The following is a 16852-nucleotide window of genomic DNA, read 5'->3' as shown; positions in this document are numbered from 1 at the left end:
ATCTCCCCTCGTTATTAGTTACGTAATGGCTTTCCTTTTACAAGCATGTGCTGCATTCTTGCTTGTGATTTCATCTCACTTACTAAGCTAATAAATGCTTCACGTTCTACATCTAATAAATACTGCTCATCAACTTCTGTTCCGTACGGTACTTTTCCGCCCGCAATGACATATGCAAGTTTCTTCGCAATGTGAAGATCATGTTCAGAAATGTAACCTGATAAATGCATTGCTTCTGCACCAAGTACAAGAGTTGCATATCCTGTTTCACCAACAACTGGTATCTTTTTACGGATTGGTGCTTTATAGCCAGCTTCATATAAAGCAAGTGCTTTTTGTTTCGCATCATATAGTAAGTGATCACCATTCACACTAATACCGTCTTTATCGCCTAAGAAGTTGTTCGATACAGCTTCTTGTGCCGATGTAGAAACTTTCGCCATCGCTACAGATTCGAATACTTTATTCGCAACTTTTTGCAGATCAAACTCTACACCGTTTGGCATTTTATTTAAGTGTTTAATGTATAGCTCTTTATTACCGCCTCCGCCAGGGATTAAGCCAACACCAACTTCTACTAAGCCCATATACGTTTCGCTAGAAGCTTGAATGCTAGCTGCTGGTAAACAAACTTCTGTACCTCCGCCAAGCGTCATACCATATGGTGCTGCTACAACTGGCTTAGAAGAATATTTAATTTTCGTCATTGCATCTTGGAAGTTTTTCACAACCAACTCAATTTCAAAGTAGTTGTCATCTTGTGCTTCCATTAAGATCATTGCTAAGTTCGCACCAACGCAGAAGTTCTTCGATTGGTTACCGATAACAAGACCTTTATAATTCTTTTCTACTTCATCAACAGCGTAGTTAATCATTTGCGTAATATCCATACCGATTGCATTGCTCTTCGAATGGAATTCTAAGCAAAGGATGCCGTCACCTAAATCAATTAAGCTCGCTCCGCTATTTTTCTTTAATACGCCATTTTTCGCTTTTAATTGTTTAAGAGAAATTGCCTTTTTATTACGTTCGATTAGCTTATATTCGCCATTATCGTAATAGTAGCTATCTCCGTTATCATGTTTGTAGAAAGTAGTGAAACCTTTCTCTATCATTTCTTTCACCCAAGTCGGAACAACTACGCCGTTTTCTTCCATCTTTTGAACGGACTTTTCAACGCCGATTGCATCCCAAACTTCAAATGGTCCTTGCTCCCAGCCGAAGCCCCACTTCATCGCTTGGTCAATTGCAACGATATCGTCAGCAATTTCTTTATGAAGTTTTGCAGAGTATAAAAGAGTTGGTGTGATGATGTTCCATAACAACTCTCCTGCGCGGTCTTTCGCGTATACAAGCGCTTTCAATTTATTCGATAAACCTTTTTCTTGTTTACTTAACTCGATAGATGCAGCTTTTAATTTTTTGCGAGCTTCGTACTCCATCGTTTCAGGATTTAATTCTAAAATTTCTTTTCCTTGTTTTAAGAAGAATCCTTGACCTGTTTTGCTTCCAAGCCATTTTTTATCAAGCATGTCATGCATGAAAGCTGGTACTTTAAATACATCACGCTCTTCTTCTTGTACGTTTTCATATACGTTATTTGCAACGTGTACGAATGTATCTAACCCAACAACATCTAATGTACGGAACGTTGCGCTCTTCGGACGACCAATAAGTGGGCCTGTTACAGAATCAACTTCCCCAATGCTATAGCCGCGTTTTATCATCTCTTGAAGAGTTACTAATAAACCGTACGTACCGATGCGGTTTCCAATAAAGTTTGGTGTGTCTTTTGCGATAACAACGCCTTTTCCAAGAACGTCTTCGCCAAATAGTTTCATGAAGCTTAATACTTGTGGATCTGTTTCTTTCGTCGGTATTACCTCTAGAAGTTTTAAATATCGTGGTGGGTTAAAAAAGTGTGTGCCTAAGAAGTGCTTCTGGAAGTCGTCTGAACGACCTTCTGCCATTTTTTCTACTGAAATGCCTGACGTATTCGAGCTTACAATAGAACCCGGTTTACGAACAGCATCTACTTTTTCAAATAGTTTCTTTTTAATATCTAAGTTTTCAACTACTACTTCAATAATCCAATCTACATCAGCTAGACGCTCAAGATCATCTTCTAAGTTACCTGCTTCAATCAGTGCTAAATTTCCTTTCACTGTCAGAGGAGCTGGTTTTTGCTTTAATAGTTTTTGCACAGCCGTATTACTAAAACGATTTCTCACACTTTTATGTTCTAATGTAAGTCCCTTCGCTTCCTCTTCTTTTGTTAGCGCAGGTGGTACAATATCAAGCAATAATGTCGGAATACCAATATTAGCTAAGTGTGCCGCAATCCCTGAACCCATTACGCCTGAACCTAGAACAGCAGCCTTTTTAATTTGGAACATCCAATTCTCCCCCTATTCTTGAATGAATGCTCATTCAATTTTTCGACATAAGTCGCAATCAATGAGTGAGCCTCTACTAATAAATATATGATACAGTTTGAATTTTCGCAATATATTTATTGATAAAATTTTCTGAAATAAATATTTTTCTTTTATTTGCCCATGCTATATATGTATTTTCTTCACTCAAATACACTTTTCCTTTTTATAATCTGACGAAACTGGAGGAATATATATGGCAAAACTTAAGAAGAACCCTTCAAAAGCTGGAATTAGCGCAGCAAGCGTATCTGGAAATGCAGGTCCCCATAATCACGGTGTGGAAAAGGGCCGTCAAGGTAATAACCAACAATATAAGAAGCATAATATGGGCGAAAAATAACGGTATATTTTTGGGCAGAAAACGTGGCATAATGGGTAATGGCTGCTTTTTCTGCCCAATTTATTTGTACATATGGAAAACAAAAGAGGGAACGATGATGAAACGAACAATAGTTATGATTGTAATGATTGCTACACTATTTACAGGGATGATTTTCTTCTCTTATGCACAAAGGCAACAAGCTGTAAGAGCGGATCAACCTAACATTACTGGGCAATACGCCATTACAATTGATGCAGACACAGGTGAAATTTTGTATGGAAAGCGGGAAGACGAACGCTCTTATCCGGCTAGTATAGGGAAAATGATGACTTCCTTACTCTTACTAGAGAATGTAAAAGAAAATGAAGAAATTACAGTTACAGAGAACGCAATTAAAACAGAAAGTCAAAGTAAGAAAATTAAACTTCGTGCTGGGGAAAAGTTAAAGCGGGATGAGGCATTAAAGCTTATGCTTATCATTAGTGCAGACCCAATCGCTGAATCCATCGCAGAACATATCGCAGGATCAAAAAATGAATTTGTAAAAATGATGAATGCCAGAGCGAAGGAACTTGGTACAAAGCATGCGACTTTCAAAAACGCAAGTGGCGCTGATGCACTCGGAAATAAAGTATCACCATATGACATTGCTATGATTACGAAAGAAGCATTAAAGTACCCAGTTGTTTTAGAATATATGAATTCAACACGTACAACTCTACATACTTCAGAACGCTCTCCAAACATCGCAAACTATGGACGAGAAGAACTATATGACGATCCATATGCAATTGGAAGTAAAAGCGGTCTATCAGCACTCGGAAAATATACGGTCGTAACAGTGGATGAAAAAGACGGTAAACGCGTCATTAATGTTGTATTATCTTCTACTCGCACACAACTATATCCTGATACGAAAAAAATGGCTCATTACGCATTTCAGCAATTAAAATAACCAAGGAGTATTTTCTCCTTGGTTATTTTTTAACCATACCTTTTAACACGAACGCAACATTTGCTGGACGTTCTGCTAGACGACGCATGAAGTAGCCATACCAGTCGTTTCCATAAGGCACATAAACACGCATTTTGTAACCTTCTTTTACTAGCTCAAGTTGACGCTCATTACGAATACCATATAACATCTGGAATTCAAATTGGTCTCTTGGAATGTTGTGTTCTTCGGCAAGTTTTTTCGTATATTCAATAATCGCTTCGTCATGTGAAGCAATTGCAGTATAATTTCCATTTAATAAGTGCATTTTAATAATTTTTTTATAGTTATCATCTACATCTTTCTTATCCGGGAACGCTACCTCTTCAGGCTCTTTATAAGCTCCTTTTACAAGACGTAAATTAGGACTATAAGCATTTAATTCTTCCATATCTTTTTCTGTACGATATAGGTAAGCTTGAATAACTGTACCAATATTATCGTATTCAGATTTTAATTGTTTAAAGATCTCAATTGTTTTCCCGCAGCGCGTATAGTCTTCCATATCAATTGTAATAAACACACCATTTTCTTTTCCAGCTTCTAAAATACGGCGCATATTGTTCATTACGATTTCATCAGAGATATCTAATCCCATAGAAGTCATCTTTAAAGAAAGCTGCGAATTAAGACCTTCTCTTCCAATTGCACGAATCGCTTCAATCGATTCGCTAGCCATTTCATTTGCTTCCGCTTCGTTATCAACGAATTCACCTAAATAATCGATCGTTACACAAAGACCTTGCTTATTTAATGCTTTAATTGCAGCTGTCGCTAATTCAATCGTTTCCCCTGCGACGAAGCGACCTGCACCAAAGCGCAAACCATACTTTTTAGCCAATTTTGTTAGCGCTTTATTTTTTGACAAGAAAAGAAACGAATTTCGCATTAATTGTTCCATGTAATTCACCCCTATGACTGTGATTTATCTGTTTTTTACCCCTCTTCAAAATTATATCACTGTTTAAAATTATTGGATACAAATAATTATTTTGATAATTTATAAAATACTATAAAAACATTTAAAAACCTATATTCTCGCTTATAAATATGCAGGAAATATTTTTCGACATTTAGAAAAAACGAGTTTACTAGGCACAAAATAAGCATGCCGAAAATATTCGACATGCTTATAAAACCCTTTATATTCCATGTAAATTATATGAGGATATTAATACAGAAAACTTGATGTAACATTACCTCAAGCCTTCTCACTGCTCATTTCGCTTCTCTTCATTCAGCTTTTTAATATCTGTAATTAACTGTACCATCTCTTCTTTTGCAGCGGGATATGTCTCATTCCAGTGCTTCACTAAAGCCGGCATCGTCTTTGCTATGTAAGAATACAGTGCCCACTTCTGCACCTGTTCTTTTCTCTCTTCATTGCTCTCTCCTAGTAATAACTCCGTGTATTTCTCTAGTAACCCGTCAAATTGTTCGTTAAACTTTTCACTCATCTTATTTACCTCCTATATGAAAAAAGCAGCGAAGATCGCTGCTTTTTCTTATAATTTTGATCGAACAGAGTTTAATTTTTTCTCCATTGTGCTTACTTTATCACGACGATCATCGATACGAATTGTTGTTGCAACGCGCTGTGCACCTTTCGTATATGGAACTTCATGCATTTGTTGAATTACTTCTAGAATGACAGGAAGATCTCCTTCAATTACTGTATTCATTGGTGTTAATTGATACTTCACGCGATCTGCATTTTTCTCTAGCACCTTTTGTACTTCTGCTACATATTCACTAACACTTGGATTACCAGTTCCTACTGGAATAATCGATACGTCAACAATTGCCATAGTAGTCTTCCTCCTATAATTGCTTCTTATATATCCATTGTCTATTTTACCGAAATACTCATCATTTTACTAATTTGTTATTCCTCTATTTTAAACTGCTCAACCAATCTTTCTAAGTCTCTCATATGCTCCGTCAAACTTTCCATCGTATGAGCTACCTTTTCTAGATGACTCACTTGAGATTCAGTTGCAGCATTTACTTCTTCCGAAACAGCTGCGCTTTCTTGACTTGTACTAGCAATTGTATGCATTACTGCTGTAATTTCTCCTTGCTCGTAACCGATGTTATGTACCTCTTCTACAATTTGTTCCACTGAAGTACTAATCGTATTTACAACTGACATAATTGTGCGGAATTCCGTTTCTGCCTCTGTCGTAACTTTATTTTGTATATCCGCGATATCTTTTAATTTACTTACAACTTCTACAACTCGTCTTACCTCTACTTGTACATCACCAATCATCGTTGCGATTTCTCCTGTCGCCTCTTTCGATTGTTCCGCTAACTTTCGAACTTCTTCAGCAACAACAGCAAAGCCTTTACCTTGTTCCCCTGCACGTGCCGCCTCAATTGAAGCATTTAAAGCAAGTAAATTCGTTTGATCCGAAATACCTTTTATAAGCTCTACAACATTTTGAATCGATCCAACTCTTTGCTCTAACTTTCCGGATGCTTCCTCTGTATGAACAACAATCGAAGATGATTGGCCCCTTGTACGAACTAAATTACGCATCGTATTTAATCCTTGCTTAGATGCCTCTTCAGCTTTGCCAGCCACACCTTTTATTTCACCAACCGAATTATTCATTTGTTCCACTGACTGCGCCATATTCTCGAGTTGCTCTGAAACTTCATCTACACTATTAGCAAGAGTGGACGCTCCTCCGCTCACATCATCCATTGCACCTGATACTTCTCTACTAGCTGCTACAGTTTCATTCGTTAAATAATGTAGATTATTCGTTGATTGTTGCACTGTTGATACACTATTTTTAATTTTACTTACCATTTCATTCATTTGCTCAACCATATGATTAAAATGATTTGTCAGCTCTCCAACTTCATCCTTACTTGTCACTTTCATTTGCAACGTTAAATCACCTTCTGCTACTTTTTGAACGTGATTCGTTAATAGTTGCAGCGGTCTTGCTAATCTTCGTGAGAACAAGTATGAAGCTGCGATTCCAACTAATAAGCTAATACAAGCCATTATAATGACTGTATTTCTCGTACTATTTAATAGCCCATCAATCGTTTCTTTCGGATAAAAAATTCCTATTTTCCATTTCATCAAATCAAATGACTGACTATAAACAACTACATCTTCACCCTTTAATGTAGTGACAGCATATTTTGTTACCTCTTTATTTAAACTCTTCACAAGTGGCTCTTTCGAAACATCTTTCCCTATTTTCTCTGGATAAACGAGAGCCATATTTTTATCATTTATAATAAACATTTCTCCGCCATTATTGTATTGAATATTATGAAGTAACTTCTGAATTGTTCCAAGTGATACATCCATCGCAACAACACCTAATACAGATCCATCTTGAGCTGTAATTGCTTTAGAAACTCCCACGCTTAACTTACCTGTTGCAATTTCATACATAGGTTGTCCCCAGTGAACCTTTTTCACATCAGCTTCTGAATCTTTATACCATGGTCTTGTCGTTGGATCATATCCTTCTGGCACTTGTCCACCTTCAGCAAGATTGGCACTTAATGTTTTTTGATCTTTCGTACCAATATATAAGTCTAAAATGCCAGGATGATTCTTTTTGTACTCCGAAAACTCTTTCGTCAAAAAGGCTTCTTCTTCTGGAGTAACTCCGTCTTGAAGTATATTACGAACCATCTCACTGTTCGCATAATATCCCATATCTTCATCCGTTCTTTGAACAAATGTCGTAAGTTGCTCTGTCACAAGATCCATCGTATTTTGAGAATACTGGTCTAAGGAGCGCACTTCCTTCTCTTTCTGTAATTGATACATAGCTGTACCTAATATTACGAACATCATAGAAATAAGTACCGAAAATACTACCGCAATTTTCAAACGTAAACTTCTTAACATCTTCCCCCAAGCATCCCGATACGATAAACTTAACTAAATCTATACAATTCAATCAAATTTACACGAGTTAGTGCTTCATCGTGTTCTCGCAACCCCGAAGGGACGAGGGGTATAACACTCCACACGAGGCAGTATCGTTACCTCCTATTATCAAGCATTTATTTTACCCATCTTGATAAATTTATCGCAGCATTTACATCCCTATCGTGATGGCTATTGCACCCAACACAGTCCCATTCACGAATCTTTAAACTCCACTGTCCTTCTGGTTGAACTGAATGGTCGTATTTAACTCCGCAACATGAACAAATCTTGCTTGAAGCGAACCATTTATCAGCTTTTACATACTCTATGCCGTACTTCTCGCACTTGTATGATAAACATTGAAAGAAGAAGTTTAATTTTTGAAATAAAAATGCTTTCGATAGTTTTTTGTTTTTTAACAGGTTTGAGATAGGGAAGTCTTCCACAACAATCCTCATTGGTTTGGTTTTCACCAATTTAGCTGTTGCTTGATGGATATGGTTATTTCGGATATTCGTAATTTTCCTAGATAACCGCAGGTGCTCAGCTTTCGCTTTTTCATATCCGGCAGATTGAATTTTTACACCTTTTTTAAATCTCCTAGACATATCTCTTTGTGCTGACTTTTTCCTTTTCAAAAGTTTTTTAACCTTAGCATCTTTGTTTATATTTCGTTCTTTCGTACCATTAGAAGCTACAAACAGCTCTTTTAAACCAACATCCACACCAAGCGACTCATTGGTTAGTTCTTTGGATTCAAAATCTTCTTGGAATCCTACACTAATCCATCAATGACGACCATCAAATGTAACTCTTGGATTGGATGGTTTTTTGTTTCTTGGTGGTTGTTGGCTTGTTTTCACTTCTCCAATAGACTGAATATGAACTACTTTCTTTCCTATAATCAGTCTTTCATAATTGGCATAAAATCCTTGAATTAAATCTTTTTTGGATTTATAAGAAGTGTGATAACCATTTTTGTACTTTTTGAACGAATGTTTTCTCGCCGTATCAAAATCTTTTGAAGCCTGTTTGGGAACTTGTGCGTTGATGTCATTTAACCACTCATATCTCTTTCGCTTCTTGATCTTTGTAAATCGTTTCTGTAAAGCTAACTGTGAAACAGATTTTCCAAATAGCTTATAATATCTATCACTCATTCTTTTACAATAGTTATAAGCGAATCTTGCAGCACCAGCATGGTTTCTAAGCACTTTTTCTTGTTCAGGCGTTGGAATTAGTCTGACTTTCTTCGCCAATATCATCAGAATTTAACTCCTTTAATGAAAGATTTGTTCTTCTGAATAGTAGCGTGTTCCACCAGCATTCTCCTTAGACTACTCGGATGCAAACCTGTTAATTCTGATACTTGACTAACTCGTGAAAATTTCATTATTATTCTCACCTCATTGAACCTAACACAGCACGTATGTTTGATATTTTCAATGGAGTTTGATAGATTCAATAAAATTTATCTTGTTCAACTAAGGGCGCAATTCCTTAGCCAGTTCTCTTATGAACTTCTCATGTTTTCACATGAGCGCAGACTATATGTTTATCTCTTTAGAGATAGAGGATTTTTCCACCACCATAGGCTTGTGATGTACTCTCGTCAGTTATACGAGATAGTCGTTGAACGTTCATCTTATCCATTTTGACTTAGATGATTCGAGGCGGAAGACCCATTGTTCTAGTGTTTAGGATTTAACCTTACACCATCTGATTGATTTTTTCTGCTTTCGCAACATTCACGCTCGCTATTTCTAGCCACGTTGTAGTTCAATCAGCTTTAGGGATTGCCCGCAGTTAACCCTCACTACTAGCCAATCACTGGACTAGCAGGGCTTACTGATATATTTAATTAACTTTCGTTATAATTGGTTAAATAAATCGTAACAGTTAATTACCCTTCACGTTGTAATATACTTATATTAATCACTATATTAAGTATAATGGATTAATTGAAAAAATTGAAACTAATTCTAATTTCAATCTGATTAGACAACCTACTACCACTTGTGCAAAAACAAATAGTTCATTATCCTTAAACTATATAATCTCATTCGTTCGGAGGGAACTATGTTACAAAAATTCGGTTTCTCACAATATGAAAGCCAAGCTTATGAAGTTGTCGTATCGAGCAACGAACCATTAGATGCTACAACGATTGTGAAGCACTCTGGTGTTCCAAAAGCAAAAATATATGAAGTGCTAGCACGCCTGATCGATAAAGGGATGGTAATGGATTCTGTGTCAGAAAAGAAAAAGCTGTATACAGCATTACCACTCAAGCTAGCAATTGAAAAATTAACGACAGAATTCCAATCAAATATTAAAGAATTGGAAACAAATATATCGAAAAAATCATTTACAGATGACCGTGTGTGGAGCTTAAAAATGCAATCTTCTATTCGAGTTCAAAGTAAAGAACTCATCGAAAGTGCAAAAGAATCGATTCGTATTTCAGCTTGGAATGATACTCTTTTAGAATACCTTCCTTTACTAGAACAAAAAGAAAAACAAGGCGTCAAACTCGAGTCCCTTATAGTTGGAAAGGTAGAAACAGACTTAGAAAACATGCATTTTCTAATCCCAACGGAAGAACCTAACGCATTAGAGCGCTACTTGCTACTCATCGTTGACGACCGCGAAATTTTATTTGCTGGTGTAGAGCAAGAGTCATGGCAAGCGATGAAAACAATGTCACAACCTTTCGTAAAGTTCTTTACAGAATTTTTCTATCACGACGTTGCACTTGCAAAAATTACAGAAAAGCATCTGGATCTCTTCATGCAAGATGAGGAAATTAAGAGTTTGTTGAGGAAGTTGAGATACTAAAAAAACGCCTCTATTACAAGGCGTTTTTTTCTACATTTCTTTTCTATTTTTCATCCTTAACACATAAGCACCAGCAATAATAAAACCAATTCCTAAAACGAATAAAGCCGTAAATTCATTGCCAACGCCGCCAGTAGCTGGTAAACGCACTTCATTATGAGTATTAGATTGTTGTACCGGCTTCACATCAACAGAAGGTTTCACTTCTCCACTCGGTGTTGGCTTATTTGGCTTAGAAGGAAGGGATGCCTTTTCTTCTTTCTTATTTTTCACAATATGTTTAATAATTTCTTCATCCTCTTTTATTTCAAATGAGAATGTCTCTTCATTTATTACATATCCATTCGGCGCTATTGTTTCTTTATACGTGTACTTTCCGTATGGTAGTTTGAATTTTGCTATACCTTGCTCATTTGTTTTCCCTTTTACTACTTCTTTCCCTTGTTCGTTGTAGATTGTAAATTCTGCATTTGGTAACTTCGTATTCCCATCCGCTATATCTACTTTCGTTATTTCTAATTCACCTTCTACTTTCTTATCTTGAACGATATGTTTAATAATTTCTCCATTCTCTTTTATTTCAAATGAGAACGTCTCTTCATTTATTACATACCCATTCGGCGCTATTGTTTCTTTATACGTGTACTTTCCGTATGGTAGTTTGAATTTTGCTATACCTTGCTCATTTGTTTTCCCTTTTACTACTTCTTTTCCTTGTTCGTTGTAGATTGTAAATTCTGCATTTGGTAACTTCGTATTCCCATCCGCTATATCTACTTTCGTTATTTCTAATTCACCTTCTATTTTCTTATCTTGAACGATATGTTTAATAATTTCGCCATCCTCTTTTATTTCAAATGAGAACGTCTCTTCATTTATTACATATCCATTTGGTACTATTGTTTCTTTATACGTGTACTTTCCGTACGGTAATTTGAATTTCGCTATACCTTGCTCATTTGTTTTCCCTTTTACTACTTCTTTCCCTTGTTCGTTGTAGATTGTAAATTCTGCATTTGGTAACTTCGTATTCCCATCCGCTATATCTACTTTCGTTATTTCTAGTTCCCCTTTTATATTTTCATTTTTTAACTCTAATACAGCAGTTTCACCAGTTTTCACTTCAATTTTTTTAGTACTTCCGTCTAACACATATCCAGCTGGCGCTTGAATTTCTTTGACGCTATATATACCGATTGGAAGATTCCCTAGCTCAGCAATCCCCTTATCATTAGTCGTAACATTTTGTTTAAAGTTTTCATTAGAAACTTCAAACACAGCCCCTTTTAATAATTCTTTTTTTTCTCCTAATTTCATAATCTTTAAAGAGCCTACTGATTCCCAATTTACAACTAAATCTGTACTGATTTTCTCACTATTTCTTTGTAACAATACTGTTGTATTTTGAACTTTTTCCGAGCCTTTAAAAGCTATTGCTTGTAAATTTGTTAAAGTAGACTTCACTTTCATTTTAAAATTACCGCTACTCGTATCTTTCGGGATTAATATTTTAAATTTTTCGTCAATTGATAATATACTTTTCTCTTCTCCATTTTCATTTACAATTCGAATCCCTTTAGGAGCATTTTCAGGAAGAATTGTATAAGAGCCAGAAACCGCATTTGTTTGCACTGCATAAAATCCTGTTTCTAAATAATCACCTTTTTGTGTAGCAGTTTGTGGATCTACAGGATTAACTTTTAAAAATACATCTTGTGATCCTGTTTCTTGTTTTGAAGCCTCTACTAAACGCTTCATAAGATTATGTACTCGTTCATTTTTTGCAACTAAATCTTCTACCGTTAATTCATTTGCTGCAATCCATACCGCTAATTGTGTAGCATAATGTGCTTCTTCTACTGTCGCTACCCCTAATTCTGATGGGCTTTTTTGAGGATACCCATTTAATAAAACACGATATATGGCATCAGATGTTTTCCCCATTTCAGGCAAATCATCCCCATTTGGAGAACGCAAATCAGGCGTTAAACAATACGCAATACTACCCGAAGCCGTTTTAATTATTTCTGTTTTTATTTCACGATGTTTCGAATTACTATAACTCCAATCCATTTTATATGTTTCTCTGTTCATTACCTCTGCCTTTACTTGTGGCATTACAATTCCTAATAAAATAATAAGAGCACTTAAAAAACTAAACCATTTTCCTACCATCTTTCGTTTCATTTTCTCCACCACCATATATAAATTTCTACATGAAGCAATCTTACTGTTTCATTGTACTTATAGTGAAAAAAAGAGAATAGGTGGTTTTTTTGTAGTATCTTGTCGAATTGTTGAGAAAGTTCCAAAGTAATAAGCAACCTTTACATTATTTGCTCTCATGCTGCTATTGACAAATGAATATTACATATTTTAAATTTCCAAAAAATAAAAAGGCACTTTATAAGTGCCTTTTTAACTTACCAGAAGTAAATTTCAAACGAATACATGTTACTTATCTTTTTCTTTTATCTCCATCAACAGCTCAATAATTTTCTCATTTTGCTCCACTTGTTTCTCAGAATTTTGATAGATGACACGAATCCATCCTAATACAAAAACAACTACAACTATCGGTAATAGTGCAAGTATTATACCGAATATCGAGAAATTAAACATCATTTACCCATCACCTCGCTACATACAAATTCTCCACCTTTCTACTAAAACCTGCAATTTTTTACAAATAAAAAAGAACCTATCAAACGATAGATTCTTCTTTTGCAAGCTGAGTAGAACGTCCTCTCGTAATAGAGAAAATCGCACAAAGCAGCGCTAATATAATAAAGCCACCGCCTACCCAAGCGTTATATATAACAGATGATTTCTCAATAACAACTCCGCCTACTGTTGAACCGAGCGCAATTCCTAAGTGAAGCGCAGAGTTATTTAAACTTTGCTGAATACCAGCCGATTCTGGCGCAATTTCAATTAAATAGTTTTGTTGCGCTGGCGAAATAGCCCAGCTCAGCATACTCCAAAGTCCCATCATAATAATGAACAGTGGGAATGAGAAGGTCATCATTGGTAATATGAAGATTGCACATGCAAATACGATAATAATTGAGATAATACTTTTCTTCGATCCCCATTTATCAGCAAGCAAGCCCCCAAGGCCGCCTCCAAGTACCGCTGCAATTCCGAAAATAAAGTAAAATACACTAATCCAATCCGCTTCAACATGCATCACATCTTTTAAGAAAGGTGTTAAATATGCATATAATGTTAAATGACCCGTTAAAAATAAAAATGATGTTAACTGTGCACTTACGATTTTCTTATCTTTTAACGTAGCAATTTGTTCTCTTATTGATAACACTGATGTCGGTGGTACTTTCGTTAAGAATAATGAAATACAAGCGATTGCTATAACTGTTAATACCGAAATTAATACAAATGGTGCACGCCATCCATATGCATTTCCGAGTACAAGTCCAAGTGGTACTCCAAGTACGAGCGATCCACTAATCCCCATGAAAATGATTCCAATTGCACGCGCACGAAAATGCGGTTCTACAACGCTAGAAGCAAGTGTTACTGATAGTGCAATAATAAGCGAACCACTCGCTGCACAAACAACCCTTGAAAACATTAACATCCCGTAATTCACACTAAATGCTGAAATAATATTTCCGATTAAGAAAATTGATAATGCCCCAATGTATAATCTTTTTCTTTCAAATTTTCCAGTTACCGCTAATAAAACCGGACCTGATAAAGCAAATACTACTGAAAATATTGTTATAAGCTGACCAGCTGCACTAATAGATACTCCTAAATCATTGGCAACTAGATCGAGCGTTCCTCCTATAATTAGCTCAACCGTTCCGACTACGAAAGCCGCGATAGCTAAAATATACACACGAAAATTCAAGTCTTTCCCCACGCCTTCTTTTTTGGTTACTACGACTATAGTAACCAAAAAAGAAATTGAAAACAAGTACAATTTTTTTACAATAAAAAAACAGGCGTATCATACGCCTGCCTTCTAATTATTAAACACTAGTTTTGTTCTTCTTATTTAAATACCAATATACCGGTAGTCCAGTAAAGACAATTCCAATTGATAAGAAACAACTTACCGGATCATTAATAATCGCACTTCCAAGTACAAACAATGATCCTAAAATCGCAATGATTGGTACAATCGGGAATAACGGTACACTGTATGCACGCTCTTTATTCTTGTTACGTTTTCTTAAAATGAAGACACCAATAAACGTCATTACATAGAAAATATAAATAATGAATACGGAAATCTCAGATAGCTTATTCGGATCACTAATAATCATTAAAATAATTCCTAAAATGATTTCAACAGTAATCGCATTTGCTGGTGTTTTAAATCTTGGACTTTCCTTTGCGATAAACTTAGAAAACGGAAGGTGCCCACGCTCTGCCATCGACATCGGAATACGTGGGAACGTTAAAATCTTTCCATTTAAACAACCGAAAATAGAAACGATAATACCGATACTAATGATTTTCCCGCCATATTCTCCAAGTAGCATGCCCGCAGCTGTCGCTGTTGCATTCTCTCCAAGGTCTACAATTTGCGTTGCTGGTAATACATTTAGTAACGCTAAGTTAATTGATACGTAAGCAGCCGTTACAATTAAAATCCCAACTGTCATCGCTTTCGGTAATAACTTTGTTGGGTTCTTCATTTCTCCGCCAATTGAAGCAAGTAGAATCCAGCCGTCATAAGCAAATAATGTTGCTAAAATTGCCATACCGATACTTTGATTTTCTGATATCGGCACAACTACATTAAAGATATCGCTATTCCCTTTCCAAAAACCTAACACAACAATTAATACAATCGGAATCATCTTCCCAATTGTCGTAACCGTTTGGACGATACCTCCATATTTTGTTCCCATACTATTTACAACGCCAAGGAACATAACTGTTCCAATAGCAATTGGTAAATTCCATACTTTATCTAAATAGAAAAAATTAATCATTAAAGAACTAAAATACAAGCCTAATGTTCCAATAATAGCTGGTCCATAAACAATTGTTTGCATCCAGCCTGATAAATATCCCCAAAAACTTCCGTAAATCTCCTCTAAATACGTATACAACCCACCATTTTTCGGGATTTGCGCTCCAATTTCGGCTACTGTTAAACCACTGGCTAGCGTCAATAGTCCACCAATTACCCAAGCAAGAATCGCCATATTAGAACTCCCTGAGTAATCTAATACGCTCCCTGGTTTCATAAACACACCAGATCCAATAATCGTTCCTACTACGATAGAAAGTGCTACTGTTAAACCAATTTTGTTCTTCTCATCATGATGCATGCTGCGTATCCTCCTTCCAATTCTAGTGTGATGCAAAAATGAAATAAAAAAACACTCCTCCCTAAAAAAGGGACGAGTGTTGTATTCGTGGTTCCACCCTTGTTTCAATTCGCAAAGTAACACACTTCACCAATTTCTCAAGTCAAAATAACGGTTTTTGCCGGCAAGCAATTACTAGGTATCCGTTCACTGCTGCAGTTCAGAGGTGGTAATCCAGTTTTCCGTATTAGGAAGCTCACAGCCAAAGGCTTCCCTCTCTGAGAATCGTAAAAAATTGATCATGTCCTCATCATCACTTCTTGATGTCGAATTTTGTAGTTATTGTTCATTATATTGAATTGTTAGAAAAAATCAATATATTTTTTTATATAACATATGAAATATTTCTCTTCTTATATTATAACAGAAGTTACGATACTTCTCGAATCCCCTAAAAATGGTATAGTCTATATAGGAGGTGCACGAATAATGATTGCTATTTTTTGTATTATCGCTACGTTTCTTTCTGTTCTATTCGCTATCATGTACAGGCACAAGTATCCTGGTTATAGCATTTTAGCGGTAGCTATTATACCAGCTACTGCCTTCTACGTATTAGGTAAATATCAATATACAGAAGTGTTTATCGGTTTTGCAATCTTCTACTGCCTCTTTGGATACATACTAACAATGAAAAAAATTTTATTGAATCATTAAAAGGGACCGATTTCTGCTAACAGAAATCGGTCCTTACACGTACCTTTCGGTTGCCCACACGAAAGATACGACTTCACTCAATTATTTCTCATCTTTGTTCATAAAAAACTTATGATGCGGAAGATCCACATTCAACGCCTCTAATTGTTTCTTTTCATTCTCTAAAATCGCTTTTGCTTTTGTTTTCGTTGCCTCATCTAATCCCACAAAGATGTCTTCATGCTTCTCTTTCTCTGGAAGTTTCACACCTAGCTTTGTTAATTCTTCTTTTGCTTGCTCATGAGTTAATTTCCCGGATTTTTCTTGTTCAAAAATAGACTTTACTTTTTCTTTTGTTGCTTC

Annotated in this window: 13 protein-coding genes, 2 pseudogenes and 1 other annotated feature; of the genes and pseudogenes, 4 read left to right on the top strand and 11 right to left on the bottom strand. The window is 36.0% G+C overall.

The annotated features are described in order from the left end of the window. Positions 1 to 14: 14 nt before the first annotated feature. A complete protein-coding gene (locus tag FS802_RS22360; protein WP_144525488.1) occupies positions 15 to 2396 on the bottom strand; it encodes a 3-hydroxyacyl-CoA dehydrogenase/enoyl-CoA hydratase family protein in 2382 nt (793 codons plus the stop codon). 235 nt (positions 2397 to 2631) lie between these two features. Between FS802_RS22360 and FS802_RS22355 the strand changes: the two genes are divergently transcribed. Together FS802_RS22355 and FS802_RS22350 are read left to right on the top strand one after the other, a co-directional pair. Beyond that, complete coding sequence (locus tag FS802_RS22355) at positions 2632 to 2778, top strand: YuzL family protein (RefSeq protein WP_001096343.1); 147 nt, start codon at positions 2632 to 2634, stop codon at positions 2776 to 2778. A 97-nt stretch (positions 2779 to 2875) separates the two neighbouring features. After that, positions 2876 to 3715 (top strand): D-alanyl-D-alanine carboxypeptidase family protein, encoded by an 840-nt coding sequence (locus FS802_RS22350; RefSeq protein ID WP_144525486.1) that lies wholly within the window; start codon positions 2876 to 2878, stop codon positions 3713 to 3715. Between the two features lie 22 nt (positions 3716 to 3737). Here the strand turns inward: FS802_RS22350 and FS802_RS22345 are convergent, their stop codons facing one another. The 5 genes and pseudogenes from FS802_RS22345 to FS802_RS22325 form a co-directional block, all read right to left on the bottom strand. Then, positions 3738 to 4655: a proline dehydrogenase family protein gene (locus tag FS802_RS22345; protein WP_000436767.1), complete on the bottom strand. Its 918-nt coding sequence runs from the start codon at positions 4653 to 4655 to the stop codon at positions 3738 to 3740. A gap of 310 nt (positions 4656 to 4965) precedes the next feature. Then, positions 4966 to 5211, bottom strand: a complete 246-nt coding sequence (locus FS802_RS22340) for a YusU family protein (RefSeq protein WP_098654912.1) — start codon at positions 5209 to 5211, stop codon at positions 4966 to 4968. 48 nt (positions 5212 to 5259) lie between these two features. Continuing rightward, positions 5260 to 5562 carry an MTH1187 family thiamine-binding protein gene (locus FS802_RS22335; protein WP_001018862.1) on the bottom strand — a complete coding sequence of 101 codons (303 nt, stop codon included), beginning with the start codon at positions 5560 to 5562 and terminating at the stop codon, positions 5260 to 5262. 77 nt (positions 5563 to 5639) lie between these two features. Beyond that, positions 5640 to 7640 (bottom strand): methyl-accepting chemotaxis protein, encoded by a 2001-nt coding sequence (locus tag FS802_RS22330; protein WP_098654911.1) that lies wholly within the window; start codon positions 7638 to 7640, stop codon positions 5640 to 5642. 158 nt (positions 7641 to 7798) lie between these two features. Then, a pseudogene (locus FS802_RS22325) lies at positions 7799 to 8929 on the bottom strand (RNA-guided endonuclease InsQ/TnpB family protein). 814 nt (positions 8930 to 9743) lie between these two features. On the opposite strand from FS802_RS22325, the gene FS802_RS22320 reads away from it, so the two are divergent. Next, positions 9744 to 10502: a TrmB family transcriptional regulator gene (locus tag FS802_RS22320; RefSeq protein WP_048561873.1), complete on the top strand. Its 759-nt coding sequence runs from the start codon at positions 9744 to 9746 to the stop codon at positions 10500 to 10502. A gap of 30 nt (positions 10503 to 10532) precedes the next feature. Here the strand turns inward: FS802_RS22320 and FS802_RS22315 are convergent, their stop codons facing one another. The 4 genes from FS802_RS22315 to FS802_RS22305 form a co-directional block, all read right to left on the bottom strand. Beyond that, positions 10533 to 12689, bottom strand: coding sequence for a SpaA isopeptide-forming pilin-related protein (locus FS802_RS22315; RefSeq protein WP_098720872.1), 2157 nt, complete (start codon positions 12687 to 12689; stop codon positions 10533 to 10535). 267 nt (positions 12690 to 12956) lie between these two features. Continuing rightward, on the bottom strand, positions 12957 to 13127 hold the full coding sequence (locus FS802_RS31230) for a hypothetical protein (protein WP_000971476.1): 171 nt from the start codon (positions 13125 to 13127) through the stop codon (positions 12957 to 12959). Positions 13128 to 13206: 79 nt separating this feature from the next. After that, entirely contained in the window at positions 13207 to 14391 is a 1185-nt protein-coding gene (locus FS802_RS22310; protein WP_098720871.1) for an MFS transporter, read from the bottom strand. A gap of 109 nt (positions 14392 to 14500) precedes the next feature. Next, positions 14501 to 15814, bottom strand: coding sequence for an APC family permease (locus FS802_RS22305; protein WP_144525484.1), 1314 nt, complete (start codon positions 15812 to 15814; stop codon positions 14501 to 14503). 65 nt (positions 15815 to 15879) lie between these two features. Next, positions 15880 to 16116 (bottom strand) — a binding site (T-box leader). Between the two features lie 166 nt (positions 16117 to 16282). Here FS802_RS22305 and FS802_RS22300 point away from each other — a divergent pair. After that, positions 16283 to 16510, top strand: a complete 228-nt coding sequence (locus FS802_RS22300; protein WP_000560317.1) for a hypothetical protein — start codon at positions 16283 to 16285, stop codon at positions 16508 to 16510. 81 nt (positions 16511 to 16591) lie between these two features. On the opposite strand, the pseudogene FS802_RS31735 reads toward FS802_RS22300, so the two are convergent. After that, positions 16592 to 16852: pseudogene (locus FS802_RS31735) on the bottom strand (hypothetical protein); the annotation flags it as partial.

The sequence above is a fragment of the Bacillus sp. DE0042 genome (assembly GCF_007680225.1).
Classification (GTDB): domain Bacteria; phylum Bacillota; class Bacilli; order Bacillales; family Bacillaceae_G; genus Bacillus_A; species Bacillus_A wiedmannii.
Note: the sequence above shows the minus strand (reverse complement) of the source record. Positions and strands in the feature narration are given on the sequence as shown.